The organism is Streptomyces phaeoluteigriseus, from assembly GCF_001896135.2.
In the GTDB taxonomy this organism is placed as follows: domain Bacteria; phylum Actinomycetota; class Actinomycetes; order Streptomycetales; family Streptomycetaceae; genus Streptomyces; species Streptomyces phaeoluteigriseus.
Window position 1 is genome coordinate 1 of the sequence record NZ_MPOH02000017.1, and the last position, 20,865, is coordinate 20,865.

Here is a 20,865-nt window from a genome sequence, read left to right on the forward strand (position 1 = left end):
GTCGCGCATGCCCGCCCCATGCTCCACGCGCATGCCCCGCCCCCATGCTCCACGGGCACGTCCCACGCCCGCGTCCCACCGCGCCGCCGACGCTGTCGTACCCCCGGCATATCCTGAGACCGGAGGCCGCCGGCTGACGAAGGGGTCCAGGTGTCGTCGATGCTCGATGTCGTCGTGGTGGGAGCGGGGCCGAACGGCCTGACCGCCGCCGTGGAGCTGGCCCGCCGTGGCTTCTCCGTGGCCCTCTTCGAGGCCAGGGACACGGTGGGCGGGGGCGCCCGCACCGAGGAACTCACCCTCCCCGGCTTCCGCCACGACCCGTGCTCCGCCGCGCACCCCCTGGGCATCAACTCACCCGCCTTCCGCGCCCTGCCCCTCGAGCGGTACGGCCTCGAATGGCTGCACTCCGAGCTGGCCATGGCCCACCCCTTCCCCGACGGCAGCGCGGCCGTGCTGTCCCGTTCGGTCGCCGAGACGGCCGCCTCCTTCGGCCCTCGTGACGCGGGCGCGTACCGCAGGCTCGTCGAACCGTTCCTGCCCAAGTGGGACGTGCTGGCCCGGGACTTCATGTCCCTGCCGCTGACGGCGCTGCCCCGCGACCCGGTCACCCTCGCCCGGTTCGGCCTGGCCGGCCTGCCCCCGTCCACCTGGCTGACCCGCCGCTTCCGCGACGAGAAGGCCAAGACCCTCTTCGCCGGACTCGTCGCGCACGTCATGGCCCCCCTCGGCGGCTTCGCCACCGGGGCGGTCGGCCTGGTCTTCGCGCTCGCCGGGCACGCGCGCGGCTGGCCGGTCGCCCGCGGCGGCTCCCAGGCCATCTCGGACGCCCTGGCCGCCTATCTGAAGGACCTCGGCGGCACCATCCACACCGACTACGAGGTCAAGCGCCTCGACGACCTGCCCCCGGCCCGCGCCTACGTCTTCGACACCTCGCCCACCGCCCTCGCCCGCATCGCGGGCCTCGGCCGCTTCTACGAGCACTACAGGTACGGCGCCGGCGTCTACAAGATCGACTACGCGCTCGACGGCCCCGTCCCCTGGACCGCCGAGGAGGCCCGTCGCGCCACCACGGTCCAGGTCGGCGCCGACAGCGCGGAGATCGGCGCCGCCCTGCGCGCCGCCTCCAGGGAGGGCCGCGCGCCGGAGAGGCCGTTCATGATCACGGTCCAGCCCGGTGTCGTCGACCCCACCCGGGCCCCGGCCGGCAAGCACGTCTTCTGGGCGTACGCCCATGTGCCCAACGGCTGGACGGCGACCTCACCGACACCATGGAACGCCAGCTGGAGCGCTTCGCACCGGGGTTCCGCGACCGCGTCCTGGCCCGTGCCATCGCCGGCCCCGCCGAACTCGCCGCCCGCAACGCCAACTACGTCGGCGGCGACATCGGCACCGGCGCGGCCTCCGGCCTCCAGCTCCTGCTGCGACCCAGGCTCTCCCTGTTCCCGTACTCCACCCCGCACCCGGCCGTCTTCATCTGCTCCTCGGCCACCCCACCCGGCCCCGGCGTCCACGGCATGTCGGGCCACAACGCGGCCAAGGCGGTCTGGCGGAAGCTGCGGCAGCAGCCGTAGCCGTAGCCGTGGCCCGTGGCCACGGGATCCCGGGGTCGCGGGATCCCGGGGTCGCGGGCCACGGGGCCACATATCCCCAGGGCCACAGAACCCGGGTTCGCTGAGAAAGGGCAACCGTCTTGACCGCCATCACCTTCGTGCGGGGCGACATCACCGCGCAGTCCGTGGACGCCGTCGTCAACGCCGCCAACTCCTCACTGCTGGGCGGCGGCGGGGTCGACGGGGCCATCCACCGCCGCGGCGGACCCGCCATCCTCGAGGAGTGCCGCAAGCTGCGCGCCTCGCACTACGGCAAGGGCCTGCGCACCGGCCAGGCGGTCGCCACCACCGCCGGCCGGCTTCCCGCGCGCTGGGTGATCCACACCGTCGGCCCCCGCCACAGCACCGAGGAGGACCGCTCGGAGCTGCTGGCCTCCTGCTACCGCGAGTCGCTGCGCGTCGCCGACGAGCTGGGCGCCCGCACGGTCGCCTTCCCCGCGGTGTCCGCCGGCATCTACGGCTGGCCCATGGACGACGCCGCCCGGATCGCCGTGGAGACCGTACGGGCGACGCCGACGGCGGTCGATGAGATCAGGTTCGTGCTCTTCGACGAGCAGGCGTACACGGCGTTCGCCGCGCGACCGCTCTGACGGGGGACGGCCGACCCTCGTGCCGTTTCCGGGAAACCGGACCCCCTCCGACACACCCACCACCGCCGACGACACCCCCGCGAGGTCGGTGCCGGGGACCTCGCCCGCCGCGGCGGTCTCGCGCTCCGCGCGCGTGGCGGGCCGTGATCGATCAGGCCCGTCCCGCTCCGCGCGCCGTGGCGCGTACGCTGGCGGTGACTCGGCAGGACGCCCCCGACGCGGCTCAGGCCGTCACGGACCGCGTCCGGTGCCCCGGCGGGGAGCCCCCGGGTCACGGACCGCGTCCGGTGCCCCGGCGGGGCCACGTACAGGCCGCCGCAGAGCCACCGGCTCACATCCCCCCAGCGACCGCTGTGCGCCGGGATTAACCCCCGGCGGCCGGTCCGGGAGACACCTGCGTAATGCACGGTTCGTACCGTCGCAGAAGGCTCGCAGCGGCTCTCACCAGGCCGATCGTCAGAAAGAAGGGGGCGCCCGTGGCCCTGCCGGACCCGCGGACCGACAGCACGGCGAAGGTGCGCACGGTCTGCTCGTACTGTGGTGTCGGCTGCGGCCTGGTCCTCGACGTCGGCCGCGGCCCCGACGGACGCCGTACGGTCCTGAAGGCGTCCGGCGACAAGGAGCACCCGGCGAACCTCGGCCGGCTGTGCACCAAGGGCGCGACCACCGCCGACCTGCTCACCGCACCCGGCCGGCTCACCACCGCCCTGGTCCGCCCGGACCGCGGCGAGGAACCGGAGCCGACACCGGTCGACGCGGCCGTCGCCGAGACCGCCCGCCGGCTGCGGGCGATCGTCGACGAGCACGGCCCCGACGCGGTCGCCCTCTACGTCTCCGGCCAGCTGAGCCTCGAGGCGCAGTACCTCGCGAACAAGCTGGTCAAGGGGCACCTGCGCAGCAACCAGATCGAATCCAACTCGCGGCTGTGCATGGCCAGCGCGGGAACCGGTTACAAGCTGTCCCTGGGCGCGGACGGCCCGCCGGGCTCGTACGAGGACCTCGACCGGGCGGACGTCTTCCTCGTCATCGGTTCCAACATGGCCGACTGCCACCCGATCCTCTTCCTGCGGATGATGGACCGGGTCAAGGCGGGCGCCAGGCTGATCGTCGTCGACCCGCGCCGCACCGCCACCGCCGCCAAGGCCGACCTGTTCCTCCAGATCAGGCCGGGCACCGACCTCGCCCTGCTCAACGGCCTCCTCCACCTCCTGCACGAGAACGGGCACACCGACCCCGCCTTCGTGGCCGCGTACACCGAGGGCTGGGAGGCGATGCCGGAGTTCCTGGCGGGCTACCCGCCGGCAACCGTCTCCGACATCACCGGCATCCCCGAGGCCGACCTGCGCGAGGCGGCCCGGCTGATCGGCGAGGCGGGGGAGTGGACCAGCTGCTGGACGATGGGCCTCAACCAGTCCACGCACGGCACCTGGAACACCAACGCGCTGGTCAACCTCCACCTCGCCACCGGCAAGATCTGCCGCCCCGGCAGCGGTCCCTTCTCCCTCACCGGCCAGCCCAACGCCATGGGCGGCCGTGAGATGGGATACATGGGTCCCGGCCTGCCCGGACAGCGGTCCGTGCTGGTCGACGCCGACCGGGCCTTCGTCGAGGACCAGTGGGGGCTGGAACCCGGCACGATCCGCGCCGACGGCGTCGGCAAGGGCACCGTCGACATGTTCCAGAAGATGGCCGACGGCGACATCAAGGCCTGCTGGATCATCTGCACCAACCCCGTCGCCTCCGTCGCCAACCGCCGCACGGTCATCGAGGGACTGGAGGCCGCCGAGTTCGTCGTCGCGCAGGACGTCTTCTCGGAAACCGAGACGAACGCCTACGCCGACGTCGTCCTGCCCGCCGCGCTGTGGACCGAGTCCGAGGGCGTCCTCGTCAACAGCGAACGCAACCTCACCCTCGCCCGGCCCGCCGCCGACCCGCCCGGCGAGGCCACGGCCGACTGGCGGCTGATCGCGGCCGTCGCCCGCGCGATGGGTTACGAGAACGCCTTCTCGTACGACAGCGCCGAGCAGATCTTCGAGGAGATCAAGCGCTTCCACAACCCGCAGACCGGCTACGACCTGCGCGGAGTGACCTACGAGCGGCTGCGCGCCACCCCCGTGCAATGGCCGGCCGCCACCACCGACGGCCCGACCGCAACCCCGTCCGGTACGTCGACGAGGACGGCTCGCTCACCTTCCCCACCCCGAGCGGCCGTGCCGTCTTCCACGCCCGTCCGCACGTCCCGCCCGCCGAGATGCCGGACGACGACTACCCGTTCGTCCTCAACACCGGCCGCCTCCAGCACCAGTGGCACACCCTGACCAAGACGGCGAAGGTGGCCAAGCTCAACAAGCTCGATCCGGGCCCCTTCGTCGAGGTGCACCCCGAGGACGCGGCCGGGCTCGGCATCGCCGACGGCGACTCGGTGGAGGTCGCCTCGCGGCGTGGCCGGGCCGTGCTGCCCGCCGTCGTCACCGACCGGGTCCTGCCCGGCTCCTGCTTCGCGCCCTTCCACTGGAACGACCTGTTCGGCGAGTACCTCAGCGTCAACGCCGTGACCAGTGACGCCGTCGACCCGCTGTCCTTCCAGCCGGAGCTGAAGGTGTGCGCGGTGTCGCTGAGCAAGGTGTCGACGCCGGTGAGCGTGCAGGCACCCGGCACCTCCCCGGCGCGGACACCGGCCGTCGAACCGACCGCGGTCCGTCCCGCCGCCGCGGCCTGCGCCCTCTCCGTTTCCCGTCCCGCTGCCTCCGCCGCCGCCGTGTTCGGCCTGGAACCCGCACCGCCGCCCGTCCTGAGCGAGCGGGAACGCCGGTATCTGGTCGGCTTCCTCGCCGGGATCCCCGCCGGCGCTCCCGGCGTGCCGGTACTGCCGCCGGACGCGCCCTTCAGCCCCGACCACGCCCTCTGGGTCAACGGCACCCTCGCCGGGATGTACTCCCGCACCGAGGCGGGCACGGGTGCCGCCATCCGCGCCGACGGCGCGCCGCGGCGGCCCGCGGGACGCCGGGTGGTGGTCCTGTGGGCCTCGCAGACCGGCAACGCCGAGGAGGTCGCCGCCGCCACCGCCGACCGGATCGCCGCGGGCGGCCACACCGCCTCCCTCGTCGCCATGGACGAGGCCGACCCCGCCGCGCTGCCCTCCGACGCCGATCTCCTGCTGATCACCAGCACCTTCGGCGACGGCGACGCCCCCGACAACGGCACCGGCTTCTGGGACGGCCTGGCCGGCCTGGACGCCGGACGCCTCACCGGCCGCCGCTACGCCGTGCTCGCCCTCGGCGACTCCTCCTACGACGACTTCTGCGGACACGGACGCCGGCTCGACCACCGCATGGACGAGCTGGGCGCCGTACGGCTGGCGCCGCGCACGGACTGCGAACCGGACTACGAGCCGCAGGCGGACGCCTGGCTGGACCAGGTGCTCGTGGCGCTCACGGAGGCGGAGCCCGGGGCGGGCGGGGGAGCGGCGGGACCCCAGGAGACGCTACGACCGGTGTCGGCGGCCGTGCCGCTCGCGCTCGCCGTGCCCGCCGCACCGGCCAGGCCCTCGCCGCCCGCCGCCGCAGCCCCGCGACGGTCCGGCCGTCCCGCCGCCGTGACCGCCCGCCTGGTCGGCAACCGGTTGCTGAGTCGGGCGGGCTCGGGCAAGGAGGTACGCCGTTTCACCTTCGACACCCGCGACAGCGAGACCCCGTTCGTCTACGAGGCCGGTGACGCTCTCGGTGTACGCCCCCTCAACTCGCCGGAGCTGGTCGCGGAATGGCTGGCGCTGACCGGTCTCGCCGCGGATGCGCGGGTGCGGCTGAACGGTGTCGGCGAGGTCGGCCTCGGCGAGGCACTGCTGCGCCACCTCGACATCACCCGCATCACCCCCGCTCTGCTGCGTTTCACCGCCGACCGCAGCCGCGACCCGCGCGAACTGCGCAAGCTGCTGCGCCCGGACAACAAGGGGGAGCTGGCGAAATGGTCCTGGGGGCGGCAGGCCGTGGACGTGGCCGCCGAGTTCGGGGTGCGGGCCGGGGCGCAGGAGTGGGCCGAGGTGCTGGGACGGCTCCAGCCGCGGCTGTACTCCATATCGTCGAGTCCGCTCACCGACCCCCACCTCGTTTCGCTCACCGTTTCCGTGGTGCGTTACGAGAACCTGGCCGGCCGTCCCCGGCAGGGTGTCTGTTCGCCCTTCCTCGCCGACGCCGGGCCGGGCACCGAGGTACCGGTGCACGTGCAGCGCTCACCGCACTTCCGGCCGCCCGCCGATCCGGCGACCCCGATGGTGATGGTGGGGCCCGGCACCGGGATCGCACCCTTCGTCGGCTTCCTGGAGGAGCGCCGGGCGCGCGGTCACCGGGCCCCGAACTGGCTGTTCTTCGGCGAGCAGCGGCGGGCAACCGATTTCTACTACGAGGAGGAACTGACCGCCCTGCTCGCGGACGGCAGCCTGGAACGCCTGGACACCGCCTTCTCCCGCGACCAGCGCGCCAAGGTCTATGTGCAGGACAGGATGCGCGAGCACGGTTCCCAGCTGTGGTCCTGGCTGCGGGACGGCGCCCACTTCTACGTCTGCGGGGATGCCTCCCGCATGGCCAGGGACGTCGACCAGGCCCTGCGGGACATCGCCGTCGTCCACGGCGGTCTGGGGGAGACGGAGGCGGCGGCGTACGTCAAGCAGTTGGCCGCCGACAAACGTTATGTGCGGGATGTCTACTGACAGACGGTCACCCACGGTGATCCCGGTCAAGTCGCGTTGCGCCGAGTTGAGTTGATATTAGGCCAATATCGGCGCGCCCCTGTTCGGTTTCCCAACAGTAACGGACAAGATCTGACGCACCCTCTGTCCCGTGCAGCCGCACGGTTCGCCCCGAGGAAGGTCATGGTCATGTCGCACCCGCACGTGTCGTCCATGGACCGGCCGGACCGCCCCCAGCGGGTGGTCGTCAGCCGTCGTCGTCTCCTCGAAGGTTCGGCCGCCGTGGTCGGCGCGCTCGCCCTCTCCGCCCCCGCCACCGGCCGCCGCGCCGCCGCCGCGGAGACGACCCCGGAATGGAACGGTCACCTCGACGTCTTCCGGCTCGGCACCGAACCACCCCACGCCACCCTCATGCCGTACGCGACCCTCGCCCAGGCCCTCGCCGCCGACCGCACCCGCTCCCCGTACCGGCTCAGCCTGGACGGGACCTGGAAGTTCGCGCACGCCGACCGCCCCGACGACCGCGATGCCGACTTCCACCGCACCGACCTCGACGACAGTGCCTGGGACACCCTCCCGGTGCCGTCGGTCTGGCAGATGCACGGGTACGACCGCCCGATCTACCTCAACATCACCTACCCGTACTGGGGTCCCAACGGTCACGGCGAGGACCCGCAGCCGCCCGCCGCGCCCACCCGCTACAACCCCGTCGGCCAGTACCGGCGTACCTTCACCGTGCCGGGGAGCTGGGCGGGCCGACGGACGTTCCTGCACTTCGAGGGCGTCAAGTCGGCGCACTACGTGTGGATCAACGGTCGTCTCGTGGGCTACCACGAGGACTCCTTCACCCCCGCCGAGTACGACATCACCGAGCATCTGAAGCCCGGCACCAACCAGATCGCCGTCGAGGTCTACCGCTACTCCGACGGCGACTGGCTGGAGGACCAGGACATGATCCGGCTGAGCGGCATCTTCCGTTCGGTCCACCTGTTCTCCACCCCGGCCGTCCACCTGCGCGACTTCAAGCTCGACACCCCGCTCGGTGCCGACCACACCACCGCGGAGCTGGCGGTGACGGCGAGCGTGCGGGACTACGCGGGCGGATCCGGTGGGCGGTATACCGTCGACACCCTTCTGTACGACGCCGGCGGTCACCCCGTCTGGCCCCGGCCGCTCCGGCAGAGCGTCGACCTCGCCTCCGGCGGAGAGGTGTCCGTACGGGCCGCGAGGTCCGTGCCCTCGCCCCGCCTCTGGTCCGCCGAGGACCCCTACCTGTACACCGCCGTCCTGCAATTGCGCGACCCCGCCGGAAAGGTGATCGAAACCCTTTCCCACCGGGTCGGCCTGCGCGAGTTCGCTCTCAAGGACGGGCTCATGCGTATCAACGGCCGCCCGGTCTCCTTCCGCGGCACCAACCGGCACGAGATGCACCCCGCCCGCGGCACCGCCCTCACCCGCGCCGACATGATCGAGGACATCGAGATCATCAAGCGCTGAACATGAACTCCGTCCGCACCTCGCACTACCCGAACAACACGCAGTGGTACGAACTCGCCGACGAGTACGGCCTCTACCTCGTCGACGAGACCAACCTGGAGACACACGGCATCCGTTCCGAGTACCCCGGTGACCACCCCGACTGGACGGCCGCCTGCGTGGCCCGCGCCGAGAACATGGTCCACCGGGACAAGAACCACGCCTCGGTCGTGATCTGGTCCCTCGGCAACGAGGCCGGCGGCGGCAGCACCTTCACCGCCATGTACGACTGGATCCGCTCCTACGACCCCACCCGCGTCATCCAGTACGAGGGCGACGACCGGCCCGGCATCAGCGACATCCGCTCCGAGATGTACGACAGTCCCCAGCGGGTCGAGCAGCGGGCGAAGGACACCGCCGACACCCGGCCGTACGTCATGATCGAGTACAGCCACGCGATGGGGAACTCCACCGGCAACTTCAAGAAGTACTGGGACCTCGTCCGCCGCTACGACGTCCTCCAGGGCGGCTGGATCTGGGACTTCGTCGACCAGTCCCTCACCTGGCCCACTCCCGCGCGCACGTTGTTCACCGAGACCGGCCCCGCCCGGCTGCGGGGTGAACTCATGGCGTCCAGCGGCACCTTCGACCGCGACCAGGGTGTCTCCGGCGCCACCGTCTTCGCCCGCGACCCCCGCCTGGACCTCACCGGTTCCCTCACCCTGGAAGCCTGGGTGACCCCCCGCCACACCGGATACCACCAGCCGATCATCGCCAAGGGCGACACCCAGTACGCCCTGAAACAGCACGACCGGACGCTGGAGTTCTTCATCCACGGCGGCGGCCAGTGGATCACCACCACCTGGACCGTCCCCGAGGACTGGACCGGGCGCGAACACCACATCGCCGGTGTCTTCGACGCGGACGCCGGCTCCCTCACCCTGTACGTCGACGGCGTGCAGCGGGCCACCCGCACCACGACCCGCCGCCCGGGCAACAACACCGCACCCCTCGCGCTCGGAAACGACACCGACAACCACACCCGCGAGTTCAGCGGCAGCATCCGCCGCGCCCGCGTCTACGCCCGCGCGCTGACCGCGGCCGAACTCGCCGACGACGGCCGTGGTCCCGGTGACGACGGCGTGCGGTTCTGGTTCGACGCGGCGACCGTCGGCGTCGACGAGAAGCAGCCGCCGGAGAAGACCTTCCTCGCCTACGGAGGCGACTGGGGCGACCTCCCCAACGACGGCAACTTCGTCGCCGACGGCCTCCTCACCGCGGACCGCGGCCACACCGGCAAGGCCGCCGAGGTCAAGCGCGTCTACCAGGCCGTCAACGCCGCACCGGCGTCCGGCGGCACACCCGGCGCGGTCACGCTGACCAACGAGTACCTCTTCACCAACCTCCGCGAGTTCTCCTGCGGTTGGTCGCTCGTCGCCGACGGGAAGGTCGTCCAGAGGGGCAGGCTGACCCGCGGCCAGCTCGACGTCCCGCCGCTGTCCCGCAAGGACATCACCGTCCCCCTGAGGCCGCCCACCGCCCCGGCACCCGGCAGCGAGTACTTCCTCGAACTGTCCTTCACCCTCAAGGAGTCCACCCCCTGGGCCAGGGCGGGCTTCGAGGTGGCGCGGCAGCAGCTCCCGATCGACGCGGGCAGCCCGGCCGTGACCCCCGTGCCGCTCGCGGACGTTCCCGCCCTCACCCACGAGGACGGCGACACGAAGGTCACCGTCACCGGCCGGGACTTCTCCGTCACCGTGGACAAACGCGCCGGCGTCATCACCTCCTACGTGGCCGACGGCACCCGTCTCGTCACCTCCGGCCCCACACCCAACTTCTGGCGGGCGCCCACCGACAACGACCACGGAAACGGCCAGCACACCCGCAACCAGACCTGGCGAGACGCGGGCACCCTCCGCACGGTCACCGGTGTGAGCGTGCGGGCCCTGCGCGACCGGGCCGTCGAGATCAAGGTCACCGGCACACTGCCCACCACGACACCGTCGACGTACTCCACCACCTACACCGTCTTCGGAAACGCCGAGATCAAGGTCGACCACACCCTGCACCCGGGCGCCGCGAACCTGCCGTACCTCCCGGAGGTCGGGAGCATCCTGTTTCTGCCGGCCCGCCTGGAGCACGTGCACTACTACGGGCGCGGGCCCGAGGAGAACCACTGGGACCGCAACAACGGCACCGACGTGGGCCTGCACTCGGGGACGGTCACCGGGCAGTGGACCCCGTATATCCGCCCGCAGGAGAACGGCAACAGGACCGACGTGCGCTGGGTCGCCCTCACCGACCGCGACGGCGTCGGCCTGCTCGCCACCGGCGAACCCCTGCTGGAGGTCAACGCCTCCCACTTCACACCCGAGGACCTGTCGGTCGGCGCCCGCCACGACTACCAGCTCACCCCCCGCCCCGAGGTCGTACTGCGGCTGAACCACCGGCAGATGGGCGTCGGCGGGGACAACAGCTGGGGCGCGCACACCCACGACGAGTACAAGCTGTTCGCCGACCGGGACTACGCCTACAGCTACCGGCTGCGTCCGCTGAAGCGGGTCACGCGGGCGACGGCGGCCTCGCGAAGGCCGACGGCGACGGAGTAGCCGTATCCGGGAGGGGCCCGCCGGAGCCGCCGCCGACGGGTCCCTCCCCATGGCGATCTCGGACACACCGTGATGATCTCTGTGGCGGTGGGCGCGGTGGAGCGGAACAATCCACCACGGAACGGGTAACGCCAACCGAGGAAGAGGAACGTCCCATGGTGGAGCAGGACGAGCGCTTCGATGTCGTCGTACTCGGCGCCGGGCCCGGTGGCTACGTCGCCGCGGTGCGCGCCGCCCAGCTGGGAAAACGCGTCGCCGTCGTGGAGGAGAAGTACTGGGGCGGCGTCTGCCTGAACGTGGGCTGCATCCCGACCAAGGCGCTCCTGCGCAACGCCGAACTCGCGCACATCTTCACCCGTGAGGCGAAGACGTTCGGGATCAAGGTCGACGGAGAGGTCTCCTTCGACTACGGCGCGGCCTACCGCCGCAGCCGCAAGGTCGCCGACGGTCGCGTCAAGGGCGTCCACTTCCTGATGAAGAAGAACAAGATCACCGAGTACGACGGCCGCGGCACGTTCCTCGATGCGCACAACCTCCGGGTGACCGGTTACGACGGGGAGACCCGCACCATCGGGTTCGACCACTGCATCATCGCCACCGGCGCCACGCCCAGGCTGCTGCCCGGCACCAAGCGCAGCGCACGCGTGGTGACGTACGAGGAGCAGATCCTCGCCGAGGACCTGCCGCAGTCGATCGTCATCGCGGGGGCCGGCGCGATCGGCATCGAGTTCGCCTACGTCCTGCACCACTACGGCGTGAAGGTCACGATCGTGGAGTTCCTGGACCGGATGGCGCCGCTGGAGGACGCCGAGGTCTCCGCCGAACTGGCCAAGCAGTACCGCCGGCTGGGCATCGACGTGCTCACCTCCACCCGGGTCGAGGCGATCGACGAGTCCGGCCTGCAGGTCCAGGTCACCGTCACCGGAAAGGACGGCTCCCAGCAGGTCCTGGAGGCCGACAAGGTCCTCCAGGCCATCGGCTTCGCGCCGAACGTCACGGGTTACGGCCTGGAGAACACCGGAGTGACGGTCACCGAGCGCGGCGCCATCGACGTGGACGGCCACTGCCGCACCTCCGTCCCGCACATCTACGCCATCGGCGACGTCACCGCCAAGCTGATGCTCGCGCACGCCGCCGAGGCGATGGGCGTCATCGCCGCCGAGACCCTCGCCGACGCGGAAACCATGGAACTCGATTACGCGATGATTCCGCGCGCCACCTTCTGCCAGCCCCAGATCGCCAGCTTCGGCTACACCGAGGCCCAGGCCCGCGACCTCGGGCATGACGTCAAGGTCGCCAAGTTCCCCTTCACCGCCAACGGCAAGTCGCACGGTCTCGGCGACACCACCGGCTTCGTGAAGCTGATCAGTGACGCCAAGTACGGCGAGCTGCTCGGCGGCCACCTCATCGGCCCCGACGTCACCGAGCTGCTGCCCGAGCTGACGCTGGCCCAGCAGTGGGACCTCACCGTCCACGAGGTCGCCCGCAACGTCCACGCCCACCCGACGCTGAGCGAGGCCGTCAAGGAGGCCGTGCACGGCCTGGCCGGACACATGATCAACATGTGAGACGCCGCGGCGGGACCGTTCACCCGGACGGACCCGCCGCGCTCGCCCTCGCCGTGCGGGCGGGATGTCCTGACACCCGGCGGACCCGCCGACGGACGAGGGAGAGCCCATGGCGGAGGGTGGTGCCCCCACGGGCGGCTCGGGCGGCTCGGGCGGTCCCGGCGGTCCGGGCGGGTCGGACGCCGAGGGTGACGGGCGTGAACGGTCACCGCACGGACGCACCGCGGACCGGGGCCACCGGTGCGACCCGCAGGGGGAGATCGGCACCGCCTGGTCGGTGCCGCCCGGCGGACCGCGCACGCCGACCCCGTCCGGCGCCCGGATCACCGGTGGTGTCGCCTTCGCCGGCACCCTGATGCTGTGCGGCGGATTCCTCGCCCTTCTCCAGGGCATCGCGGCGATCGCGGAGGACGACATCTACGCCCGTGTCGGCTCGTACGGCTACGGGCTGAGCCTCACCGGCTGGGGCCGGCTCCACCTCGTCCTGGGCGCCCTGGTCGCCGTCACCGGCGCGGCTCTCCTCAGGGGCGCGGCCCCGGCCCGTTTTCCGGGCATCTTCCTCGCCTCGCTCAGCCTCGTCGCCCAGTTCCTGTTCCTGCCGTACGAGCCGGTGTGGTCGGTGGTGGTGATGGCGATCGACGTACTCGTCATCCGGGCCCTGACATCGTGGCAGCCGAGGGCCGGGCGCCGGGGGAGGGGTGGCGCCGACCCGGGCTCCACTTCGTGGTGATGCCGCGGGTGACGGAAGCGGTGGGGAAAGCGGCCCGCGTACGGCGGCCACGTCTGCCCGGGCGAGGCGGTTCCCCCGTCACTCAGTGGTGTCACTGACGCCGAGCCGCAGATGCTCCACGTGGTAGACGGCCTGGTCGAGGAGTTCGGCGACGTGGTGGTCGTGCAGTGCGTACACGACCGAACGGCCGCGCCGCTCGCCGACCACCAGGCCCAGGTTGCGCAGCAACCGCAGTTGGTGGGAGCACGCGGACTGCTCCATACCGACCGCGGCGGCCAACTCCGTCGCCGGCAGCGGTCCTTCGCGCAGACGGGCGAGGATCAGCAGCCGGGAGGGGGTGGAAAGGGCCTGGAGGGTGGTGGCCACCTTGGCCACGTTGTCCGCGTCCAGACGCACGCGTTCGGTGGCTGTGGTGGTGACGGCTCCATGACCCATGGGGGCATCCTACTCAGCGGGCATGAATGAATGAACGAGTCTTCATGTATTCCTGTATGGTGAGGCGGGTGTCCATCATCCTCGTCCCCCCCTCCACCACCGCGGGCTCGACGCCACCCCGCCGCCGCACCCGTCTCCTCGCCCTTCCCGAGGCCCGCTGGGCCCTCGTGGCGACCGTCTCCTTCCTGGCCGGCCTCGGGTGCGACGTCGGCGGCGCACCGTCGTGGATGTACGGGATCCTGTATGCGGTCGCCTATGCGGCCGGCGGCTGGGAACCGGCACGCGAAGGACTGCGGGCGCTGCGCGAGAAGACCCTCGACGTCGACCTGCTGATGATCGTCGCCGCGCTCGGCGCGGCCGCGATCGGCCAGGTCCTCGACGGCGCCCTGCTGATCGTCATCTTCGCCACCTCCGGCGCCCTGGAAGCGCTGGCCACCGCCCGCACCGCCGACTCCGTCCGCGGCCTCCTCGACCTCGCCCCCCACACCGCGACCCGACTCACCGACCACGGCGAGGAAACGGTCCCGGCCGCCGAACTCGGCGTCGGCGACCTGCTGCTGGTCCGGCCGGGCGAACGTATCGGCGCCGACGGCCGCGTCGTCGACGGTGTCAGTGAGGCCGACCAGGCGACCATCACCGGCGAACCCCTCCCTGTCCTCAAGCGCCCCGGCGACGACGTCTTCGCCGGCACGCTCAACGGAACCGGGGCCCTCCGTGTCCGCGTCGAACGCGACCCCGCCGACTCCGTCATCGCCCGCATCGTCACCCTCGTCGAGGAGGCGTCCCGCACCAAGGCGCCGACCCAGCTGTTCATCGAGAAGATCGAACAGCGCTACGCCGTCGGGATCGTGGCCGCGACCCTCGCCGTCTTCGCCGTGCCGCTCGCCTTCGGCGAGGACCTCCCGGACGCCCTGCTCCGCGCGATGACCTTCATGATCGTCGCGTCCCCGTGCGCGGTCGTCCTCGCCACCATGCCGCCGCTCCTGTCCGCCATCGCCACCGCCGGCCGGCACGGTGTCCTGGTCAGGTCGGCCGTCGCCATGGAACGCCTCGGCGAGATCGACACCGTGGCCCTCGACAAGACGGGCACCCTGACCGAGGGCACCCCCGAGGTCACCGACGTCAGCCCGCTGCCGGGCTCCGGCCTCGACGCGGACGCCCTCCTCGCCCTGGCGGCGGCCGCCGAGCTGCCCAGCGAACATCCGCTGGCGCGAGCGGTCGTGGGGGCGGCACGGGCCCGCGGGCTGCGCATCGCCACGGCGCAGGGGTTCGTGGCGACGCCGGGGCGGGGAGTCCGCGCGGTGGTCGAGGGACGTGCGGTGGAGGTGGGCAGGATGGGGGATCCTGCCGACCGTATGCGTCGGGTCGACGGTGTGCGGGATCTCGACGACCGTATGCACGAGGTCGACGGTACGCGGAATGGGGTCGACCGTCCGTCGGCCGCCGACGACGGTATGCGAAACGGGGTCGACTGTCCGGTCGCCGACGACGGTATGCAGGATGCGGGCGACCGCCCGTCGCCCGCCGACGGTATGCGCAATCCAGTAGCCCCCAGCCCCCACCTCCGTCCCCACTCCCACCCCTCGGCCGGCACCACCGTCCTCGTCACCCGCGACTCCACCCCCGTCGGCACCCTCACCCTCACCGACCGCCTCCGTCCCGCCGCCCCGGCCGCCACCGCCGCCCTGGCCGGGCTGACCGGCACCACCCCCGTCCTGCTCACCGGCGACAACGCGCACGCCGCCGCCCGGGTCGCGGAGGCCACCGGCATCACGGACGTCCGCGCGGACCTGCTCCCCGAGGACAAGGTGAACGCCGTCCGGGAACTCCAACTCGTCGGCCGCAAGGTGCTGTTCGTCGGCGACGGAGTCAACGACGCGCCCGCGCTCGCCGCCGCGCACTCGGGTCTCGCGATGGGCCGGGCGGGTTCCGACCTGGCGCTGGAGGCGGCGGACGCCGTCGTGGTCCGCGACGACCTCACGGCCGTACCGGCGGTCGTACGGCTGTCGCGGACCGCGCGTCGGCTGGTGCTGCAGAACCTGGTGATCGCGGGTACGTTCATCACCGGCCTGGTCCTCTGGGACCTCGTAGGCCACCTCCCGTTGCCGCTCGGTGTGGCCGGTCACGAGGGGTCGACCGTGCTGGTCGGGCTGAACGGGCTGCGGCTGCTGCGGGAGCGCGCCTGGCAGGGGTGACCGGCGATGCCGCTGGACAGGCGAGGACGATGTCGGATTCTCGCCAGCGCGGGACGGGTCGGTGGCCGATGCTGGAGGCATGCTGAACGGGATGTACACCGACCGGGAGCGCTGTGTGCGTGCCGTGCGATCCAAGGACGCGCGGTTCGACGGATGGTTCTTCACAGCGGTCCTGACCACCGGCATCTACTGCCGGCCGAGCTGTCCTGTGGTGGCGCCGAAACCGGAGAACATGGTTTTCCACGCGAGCGCCGCCGCCTGCCAGCAGGCCGGCTTCCGGGCCTGCAAACGCTGCCGGCCCGACACCAGCCCCGGCTCGCCGGAGTGGAACCGGCGCGCCGACCTCGTCGCCCGCGCCATGCGGCTGATCGCCGACGGTGTGGTCGACCGTGAGGGGGTGCCGGGCCTCGCCGGACGCCTCGGCTACAGCACCCGCCAGGTCGAGCGTCAACTCCTCGCCGAACTGGGCGCGGGACCGCTCGCGTTGGCCCGAGCCCAGCGGGCCCAGACCGCCCGGCTGCTCGTCGAGTCCACCGAACTGTCCATGGCGGACGTGGCGTTCGCGGCGGGTTTCGCCTCCGTCCGGACGTTCAACGACACCGTGCGAGAGGTCTTCGCCCTTTCCCCGACCGAGCTGCGCGCCCGCGTCCCGAAGCGGAACGACGCCACCGCGGCGGCACTCCGCGCCCTGCCGCCACGCACCCCGACGCCCCGCACCCAGCCACCCGGAACCACCGCGACACCCGCGGCCACCCCCGCCCCCGCCACCCTCCACCTCCGCCTGCCGTTCCGCGCTCCTCTCAACCCCGACAACCTCTTCGGGCACCTGGCGGCGACCGCCGTGCCGGGGGTGGAGGAGTGGCGGGACGGGGCGTACCGGCGCACGCTGCGGCTGCCGTACGGGCACGGGATCGTGGGGCTCGCCCCGCGTCCCGACCACATCGCCTGTCGGCTCACCCTCAGTGACCTGCGGGATCTCACCGTCGCCATCAGCCGTTGCCGGCGGATGCTCGACCTGGACGCCGATCCCGTCGCCGTCGACGACCAGTTGCGCACGGACCCGCTGCTCGCCCCGCTGGTCGACAAGGCGTCGGGCCGCCGCGTCCCGCGCACCGTGGACGAGGCTGAGTTCGCGGTGCGCGCGGTTCTCGGGCAGCAGGTGTCCACGGCGGCGGCCCGTACCCACGCGGCCCGTCTGGTCGCCGCGCACGGGGACGCCGTGGACGACCCGGAGGGCGGCCTCACCCATCTCTTCCCGACGCCCGAGGCGCTCGCCGCCGTCGATCCCGAGTCCCTGGCGATGCCGCGCACCCGCCGTACGACGTTCACCACCCTGGTCGAGCAACTCGCCGACGGCAGACTGCGCTTGGGGGTGGAGTCCGACTGGACGCAGGCTCGCGCCCGGCTACTGGCGCTACCCGGTTTCGGCCCCTGGACGGTCGACGTCATCGCGATGCGGGCCCTCGGCGACCCCGATGCCTTCCTCCCCACCGACCTCGGAGTTCGGCGCGCCGCACGGGAGTTGGGCCTGCCGTCGACTCCGGCGGCGCTCACCGACCGTGCCGCGGCGTGGCGCCCCTGGCGGGCGTACGCCGTCCAGTACCTGTGGGCGACCGACAGCCACCCGATCAACTTCCTGCCTGCCTGAGCACGTTCACGAACGGACCCACCATGAAGCGGCACACCGTCATCGACAGCCCGTACGGACCTCTCACACTCGTCGCCGACGACGGCGTCCTGTGCGGCCTCTACATGACCGAACAGCGCCACCGCCCACCGGAGGAGAGCTTCGGTCCCCGCGACGCCGTCCTCTTCGGGGAGACCGAGGCACAACTGGAGGCCTATTTCGCGGGAGAGTCGAAGGAGTTCACGCTCCCGCTCCGTCTGCACGGCACGCCGTTCCAGCGCACGGTCTGGGAGGCCCTGCGGCAGATCCCCTACGGCGAGACCCGCACCTACGGCGAACTCGCCGAGGCCCTCGGCAGCCCGACCGCCTCCCGTGCCGTGGGTCTCGCCAACGGCCGGAACCCGGTGGGCATCATCATCCCCTGCCACCGTGTCGTCGGCGCGAACGGCGGCCTCACCGGCTATGGCGGCGGCCTGGAGCGCAAGCGGCGGCTGCTGGACTTCGAGAGCGGACGGAGTGTGGCAGCGCTGTTCTAGCGCTCGCAGACGTTCATGCTTCTGAACAACAACCATATGCACGACCGTTGACGAGGCCATGGCAAGCGCTTACCTTCCTGAAACAAGCGCATTGGTCATCTGCGCACGCCACCCGGTCGTCATCCATGTTCACGTCGTCGAACCAGCCGTATGGTCGCACCGGGCCCGCCGCAGAGAAAAGGGGTCGACGAACCCCCCGTCGGACGAGCCGCAACCACCTGGAGAGAGAACGATGCAACGGAGACCCGTCATCGCGTGCGTCGGCCTGCTGGCCGGCACACTCGTCGCGTTGTCCGGCAACACCGCGCAGGCCGCGTCCACCCGCTACGAGGCCGAGAGTTCCCCGGCGGTCTGCACCGGCACCATCGACTCCGACTGGGCCGGCTACTCCGGCAGCGGATTCTGCAACGCCACCAACGCGGTGGGCGCCTACGCGCAGTTCACCGTGAACGCCTCCGCCGCCGGGACGGCGACCCTGAGCATCCGCTTCGCCAACGGGAGCACCGCCGCCCGCCCCGCGACCCTCACGGTGAACGGCGCGTCGGCCACCGCGGTCTCCTTCGAGAGCACCGGCGCCTGGGGCACCTGGTCGACGAAGACGCTGTCGGTGCCGGTGAGTCCGGGCGGCAACACCGTCCGGATCAGCCCCACCGCCGCCGCCGGACTGCCCAACATCGACCGTCTCGACGCGGAAGTGGGCGACACCACCACCCCGCCGCCCTCGGCGACCGCTCTCTACGTGGCGCCGAACGGCACCGACGGCGCGGCGGGCACCCAGGCCGCGCCCACCACGCTCACCTCCGCGATCAGCCGCATCACCCCCGGCGGCACGATCTACCTGCGCGGCGGGACGTACGCCCACGCGCAGACGGTCACCATCCCGGCGGGCAACAGCGGCACCGCGGCCGACCGCACCGAACTCCTCGCCCACCCCGGGGAGACGCCCGTCCTCAACTTCTCGGCCCAGGCCGAGGACCCCGCCAACCGCGGCCTCGCCGTCAACGGGTCGTACTGGCACGTCAAGGGAATCGTCGTCGAGCGCGCCGGGGACAACGGGATCTTCGTCGGCGGCAGCAACAACATCTTCGAGCGCACGGTGACGCGCTTCAACCGCGACACCGGCCTCCAGCTCTCGCGGATGCTGTCCAGCACCCCCAGCAGCCAGTGGCCGTCGAACAACCTCGTCCTGAGCGCGGAGTCGCACGACAACGCCGACTCCGACGGTGAGGACGCCGACGGCTTCGCCGCCAAGCTCACCACCGGTCCCGGAAACGTCTTCCGGTACGCCGTGTCCCACCACAACATCGACGACGGCTGGGACCTCTACACCAAGACGGACACCGGCCCGATCGGCCCGGTGACCATCGAGGACTCCCTCGCCTACGACAACGGCACCCTCAGCGACGGCTCCCAGGCCGGTAACGGCGACCGAAACGGTTACAAGCTCGGCGGCGAGGACATCGGGGTCAACCACATCGTCCGGCGCAGCATCGCCTACCACAACGGCAAGCACGGCTTCACCTACAACAGCAACCCCGGCTCGATGAAGGTGTCGGACAACATCAGCATCGACAACGCCCAGCGCAACTTCAACTTCGACGCAGGCACCTCGGTGTTCAGCAACAACACCTCCTGCCGGAGCGGCAGCGGCACCAACGACCGGATCATCGGCAGCGCCGACAGCACCAACCAGTTCTGGTCCGGCACGAACGGCTCCCGCTGCTCCTCCTACGCCGGAGCCCTGCGCTGGTCCTTCGCCTCGGACGGCCGCCTGGTCGTCACCTTCGGAGGCTAGGGCCTGCCCCACCGGCGACCAGGCCGCACGACCAGGCCGCGTCCACGGCCCACTTCGATGCCCCGACGGCCCCCGGCGGCCGCCGGGGCGTCCCCGGGACGACGGCGCCAGTGCCCGAACCGCCTGCGTCATCGGCGAACGCATGTCCAGTGACCCCGGCCGGTGCTACCGTCCCGGCATGGCCAAGGTCAACATCTCCCTCGACGCCGATCTCGTCGTCGAGGTCATGGTGCTCACCGGTGTGGGCAACCCCCAGGACGCCGTCGAACTCGTGGTGCGCGACTACATCGAGCGTGGTCACCGCACCGAGGCGCGGACCGCGACCCGCGACGAGGCGCTGCGCACGGTGGACGTCAGACCGCGTGACGTGGAGGGGTGAGCCGGGCACCCCCACCGAACCGCCGGCAGACGCTTCCCCCGGGTCACGCCACCCGGTGACCGTTCTCCAGTTCCGCCGTCCCCGAGCCGTCCGCCAGGACGTCCAGCGCGGCCAGCACCCGGTGACCGAGGGAGCCCAGGAGGTGGTCGGTGATCTCCTCGCGCGGGACCAGCCGCCAGGACAGCAGCTCCTCCTCCTGCAGGCGGATCGACTTGAGGTCGTCCTCGCCGAGGACTCCGCCGTCGTACACGTACGCCACCAGCGGCGGCCGGTTCGGACCCTGCGCCCAGTCGACGGCGAGCAGCCTGCCGAGTTCGCGGTCGAGGCCGATCTCCTCGAGCGTCTCGCGGCGCGCGCCCTGGCGTGGGGTCTCGCCGTCGTCGGACTCGATCGTGCCGCCCGGAAGCGCCCACCCGGCACGGTAGTTGGGCTCGACCAGCAGCACCCGCCCCCGCTCGTCGCGGAAGAGCGCGGCGGCGCCGGCCAGGATGCGGGGCAGCGAGGCGATGTACGTGGCGAAGTCAGCAGTGGTCACCCCCGAAGCGTATCCAGCGCCCGTCCCGCGCCCGTCCCGCGCCCCGTCCCGCGCCCCGTCCCGCGCCCGTCCCGCGCCCGTCCCGCGCCCGGAGCG

Annotated in this window: 12 protein-coding genes and 2 pseudogenes; 12 read left to right on the top strand and 2 right to left on the bottom strand. The window is 71.9% G+C overall.

Annotation, left to right across the window (positions count from 1 at the left end; all coding sequences use genetic code 11):
- Positions 1–159: 159 nt before the first annotated feature.
- From BM536_RS27440 to BM536_RS27465, 7 genes and pseudogenes are all read left to right on the top strand, one after another.
- Positions 160–1,571: pseudogene (locus tag BM536_RS27440) on the top strand (phytoene desaturase family protein).
- A 119-nt stretch (positions 1,572–1,690) separates the two neighbouring features.
- The gene (locus BM536_RS27445) at positions 1,691–2,200 is read left to right on the top strand and encodes an O-acetyl-ADP-ribose deacetylase (RefSeq protein WP_073496758.1); all 510 of its coding nucleotides are present in this window, start codon (positions 1,691–1,693) and stop codon (positions 2,198–2,200) included.
- Positions 2,201–2,676: 476 nt separating this feature from the next.
- A complete protein-coding gene (locus tag BM536_RS44980) occupies positions 2,677–4,518 on the top strand; it encodes a molybdopterin-dependent oxidoreductase (protein ID WP_425444686.1) in 1,842 nt (613 codons plus the stop codon).
- Complete coding sequence (locus BM536_RS44985) at positions 4,452–6,905, top strand: molybdopterin dinucleotide binding domain-containing protein (RefSeq protein ID WP_425444692.1); 2,454 nt, start codon at positions 4,452–4,454, stop codon at positions 6,903–6,905. Before BM536_RS44980 ends, BM536_RS44985 begins: the two co-directional genes overlap by 67 nt.
- Positions 6,906–7,073: 168 nt before the next feature.
- Positions 7,074–10,969, top strand: a pseudogene (locus tag BM536_RS27455) (glycoside hydrolase family 2 TIM barrel-domain containing protein).
- A 155-nt stretch (positions 10,970–11,124) separates the two neighbouring features.
- Positions 11,125–12,537, top strand: a complete 1,413-nt coding sequence (gene lpdA / locus BM536_RS27460) for a dihydrolipoyl dehydrogenase (RefSeq protein ID WP_073496760.1) — start codon at positions 11,125–11,127, stop codon at positions 12,535–12,537.
- A 277-nt stretch (positions 12,538–12,814) separates the two neighbouring features.
- The gene (locus tag BM536_RS27465) at positions 12,815–13,267 is read left to right on the top strand and encodes a DUF7144 family membrane protein (protein WP_094103696.1); all 453 of its coding nucleotides are present in this window, start codon (positions 12,815–12,817) and stop codon (positions 13,265–13,267) included.
- 78 nt (positions 13,268–13,345) lie between these two features.
- Here the strand turns inward: BM536_RS27465 and BM536_RS27470 are convergent, their stop codons facing one another.
- Positions 13,346–13,702, bottom strand: coding sequence for an ArsR/SmtB family transcription factor (locus tag BM536_RS27470; RefSeq protein ID WP_073496762.1), 357 nt, complete (start codon positions 13,700–13,702; stop codon positions 13,346–13,348).
- A gap of 56 nt (positions 13,703–13,758) precedes the next feature.
- Between BM536_RS27470 and BM536_RS27475 the strand changes: the two genes are divergently transcribed.
- The 5 genes from BM536_RS27475 to BM536_RS27495 all read left to right on the top strand — a co-directional run bounded on the left by BM536_RS27475 (position 13,759) and on the right by BM536_RS27495 (position 20,234).
- Positions 13,759–15,897, top strand: coding sequence for a heavy metal translocating P-type ATPase (locus tag BM536_RS27475; RefSeq protein ID WP_094103653.1), 2,139 nt, complete (start codon positions 13,759–13,761; stop codon positions 15,895–15,897).
- Between the two features lie 79 nt (positions 15,898–15,976).
- Positions 15,977–17,545: an AlkA N-terminal domain-containing protein gene (locus BM536_RS27480; RefSeq protein ID WP_281258600.1), complete on the top strand. Its 1,569-nt coding sequence runs from the start codon at positions 15,977–15,979 to the stop codon at positions 17,543–17,545.
- 23 nt (positions 17,546–17,568) lie between these two features.
- The gene (locus BM536_RS27485; RefSeq protein WP_073496764.1) at positions 17,569–18,060 is read left to right on the top strand and encodes a methylated-DNA--[protein]-cysteine S-methyltransferase; all 492 of its coding nucleotides are present in this window, start codon (positions 17,569–17,571) and stop codon (positions 18,058–18,060) included.
- 232 nt (positions 18,061–18,292) lie between these two features.
- Positions 18,293–19,855: a carbohydrate-binding protein gene (locus tag BM536_RS27490; protein ID WP_073496766.1), complete on the top strand. Its 1,563-nt coding sequence runs from the start codon at positions 18,293–18,295 to the stop codon at positions 19,853–19,855.
- 178 nt (positions 19,856–20,033) lie between these two features.
- On the top strand, positions 20,034–20,234 hold the full coding sequence (locus tag BM536_RS27495; protein ID WP_073496771.1) for a type II toxin-antitoxin system VapB family antitoxin: 201 nt from the start codon (positions 20,034–20,036) through the stop codon (positions 20,232–20,234).
- A 43-nt stretch (positions 20,235–20,277) separates the two neighbouring features.
- Here BM536_RS27495 and BM536_RS27500 read toward each other — a convergent pair whose 3' ends face one another.
- Complete coding sequence (locus BM536_RS27500) at positions 20,278–20,769, bottom strand: NUDIX domain-containing protein (RefSeq protein ID WP_094103654.1); 492 nt, start codon at positions 20,767–20,769, stop codon at positions 20,278–20,280.
- Positions 20,770–20,865 lie beyond the last annotated feature (96 nt).

Coding starts and splice junctions, on each gene's coding strand:
- BM536_RS44985 (WP_425444692.1), top strand. CDS start 4,452: ATGCCGGACGACGACTACCCGTTCGTCCTCAACACCGGCCGCCTCCAG.
- lpdA (WP_073496760.1), top strand. CDS start 11,125: ATGGTGGAGCAGGACGAGCGCTTCGATGTCGTCGTACTCGGCGCCGGG.
- BM536_RS27470 (WP_073496762.1), bottom strand. CDS start 13,702: ATGGGTCATGGAGCCGTCACCACCACAGCCACCGAACGCGTGCGTCTG.
- BM536_RS27475 (WP_094103653.1), top strand. CDS start 13,759: ATGGTGAGGCGGGTGTCCATCATCCTCGTCCCCCCCTCCACCACCGCG.
- BM536_RS27480 (WP_281258600.1), top strand. CDS start 15,977: ATGCTGAACGGGATGTACACCGACCGGGAGCGCTGTGTGCGTGCCGTG.
- BM536_RS27485 (WP_073496764.1), top strand. CDS start 17,569: ATGAAGCGGCACACCGTCATCGACAGCCCGTACGGACCTCTCACACTC.
- BM536_RS27490 (WP_073496766.1), top strand. CDS start 18,293: ATGCAACGGAGACCCGTCATCGCGTGCGTCGGCCTGCTGGCCGGCACA.
- BM536_RS27495 (WP_073496771.1), top strand. CDS start 20,034: ATGGCCAAGGTCAACATCTCCCTCGACGCCGATCTCGTCGTCGAGGTC.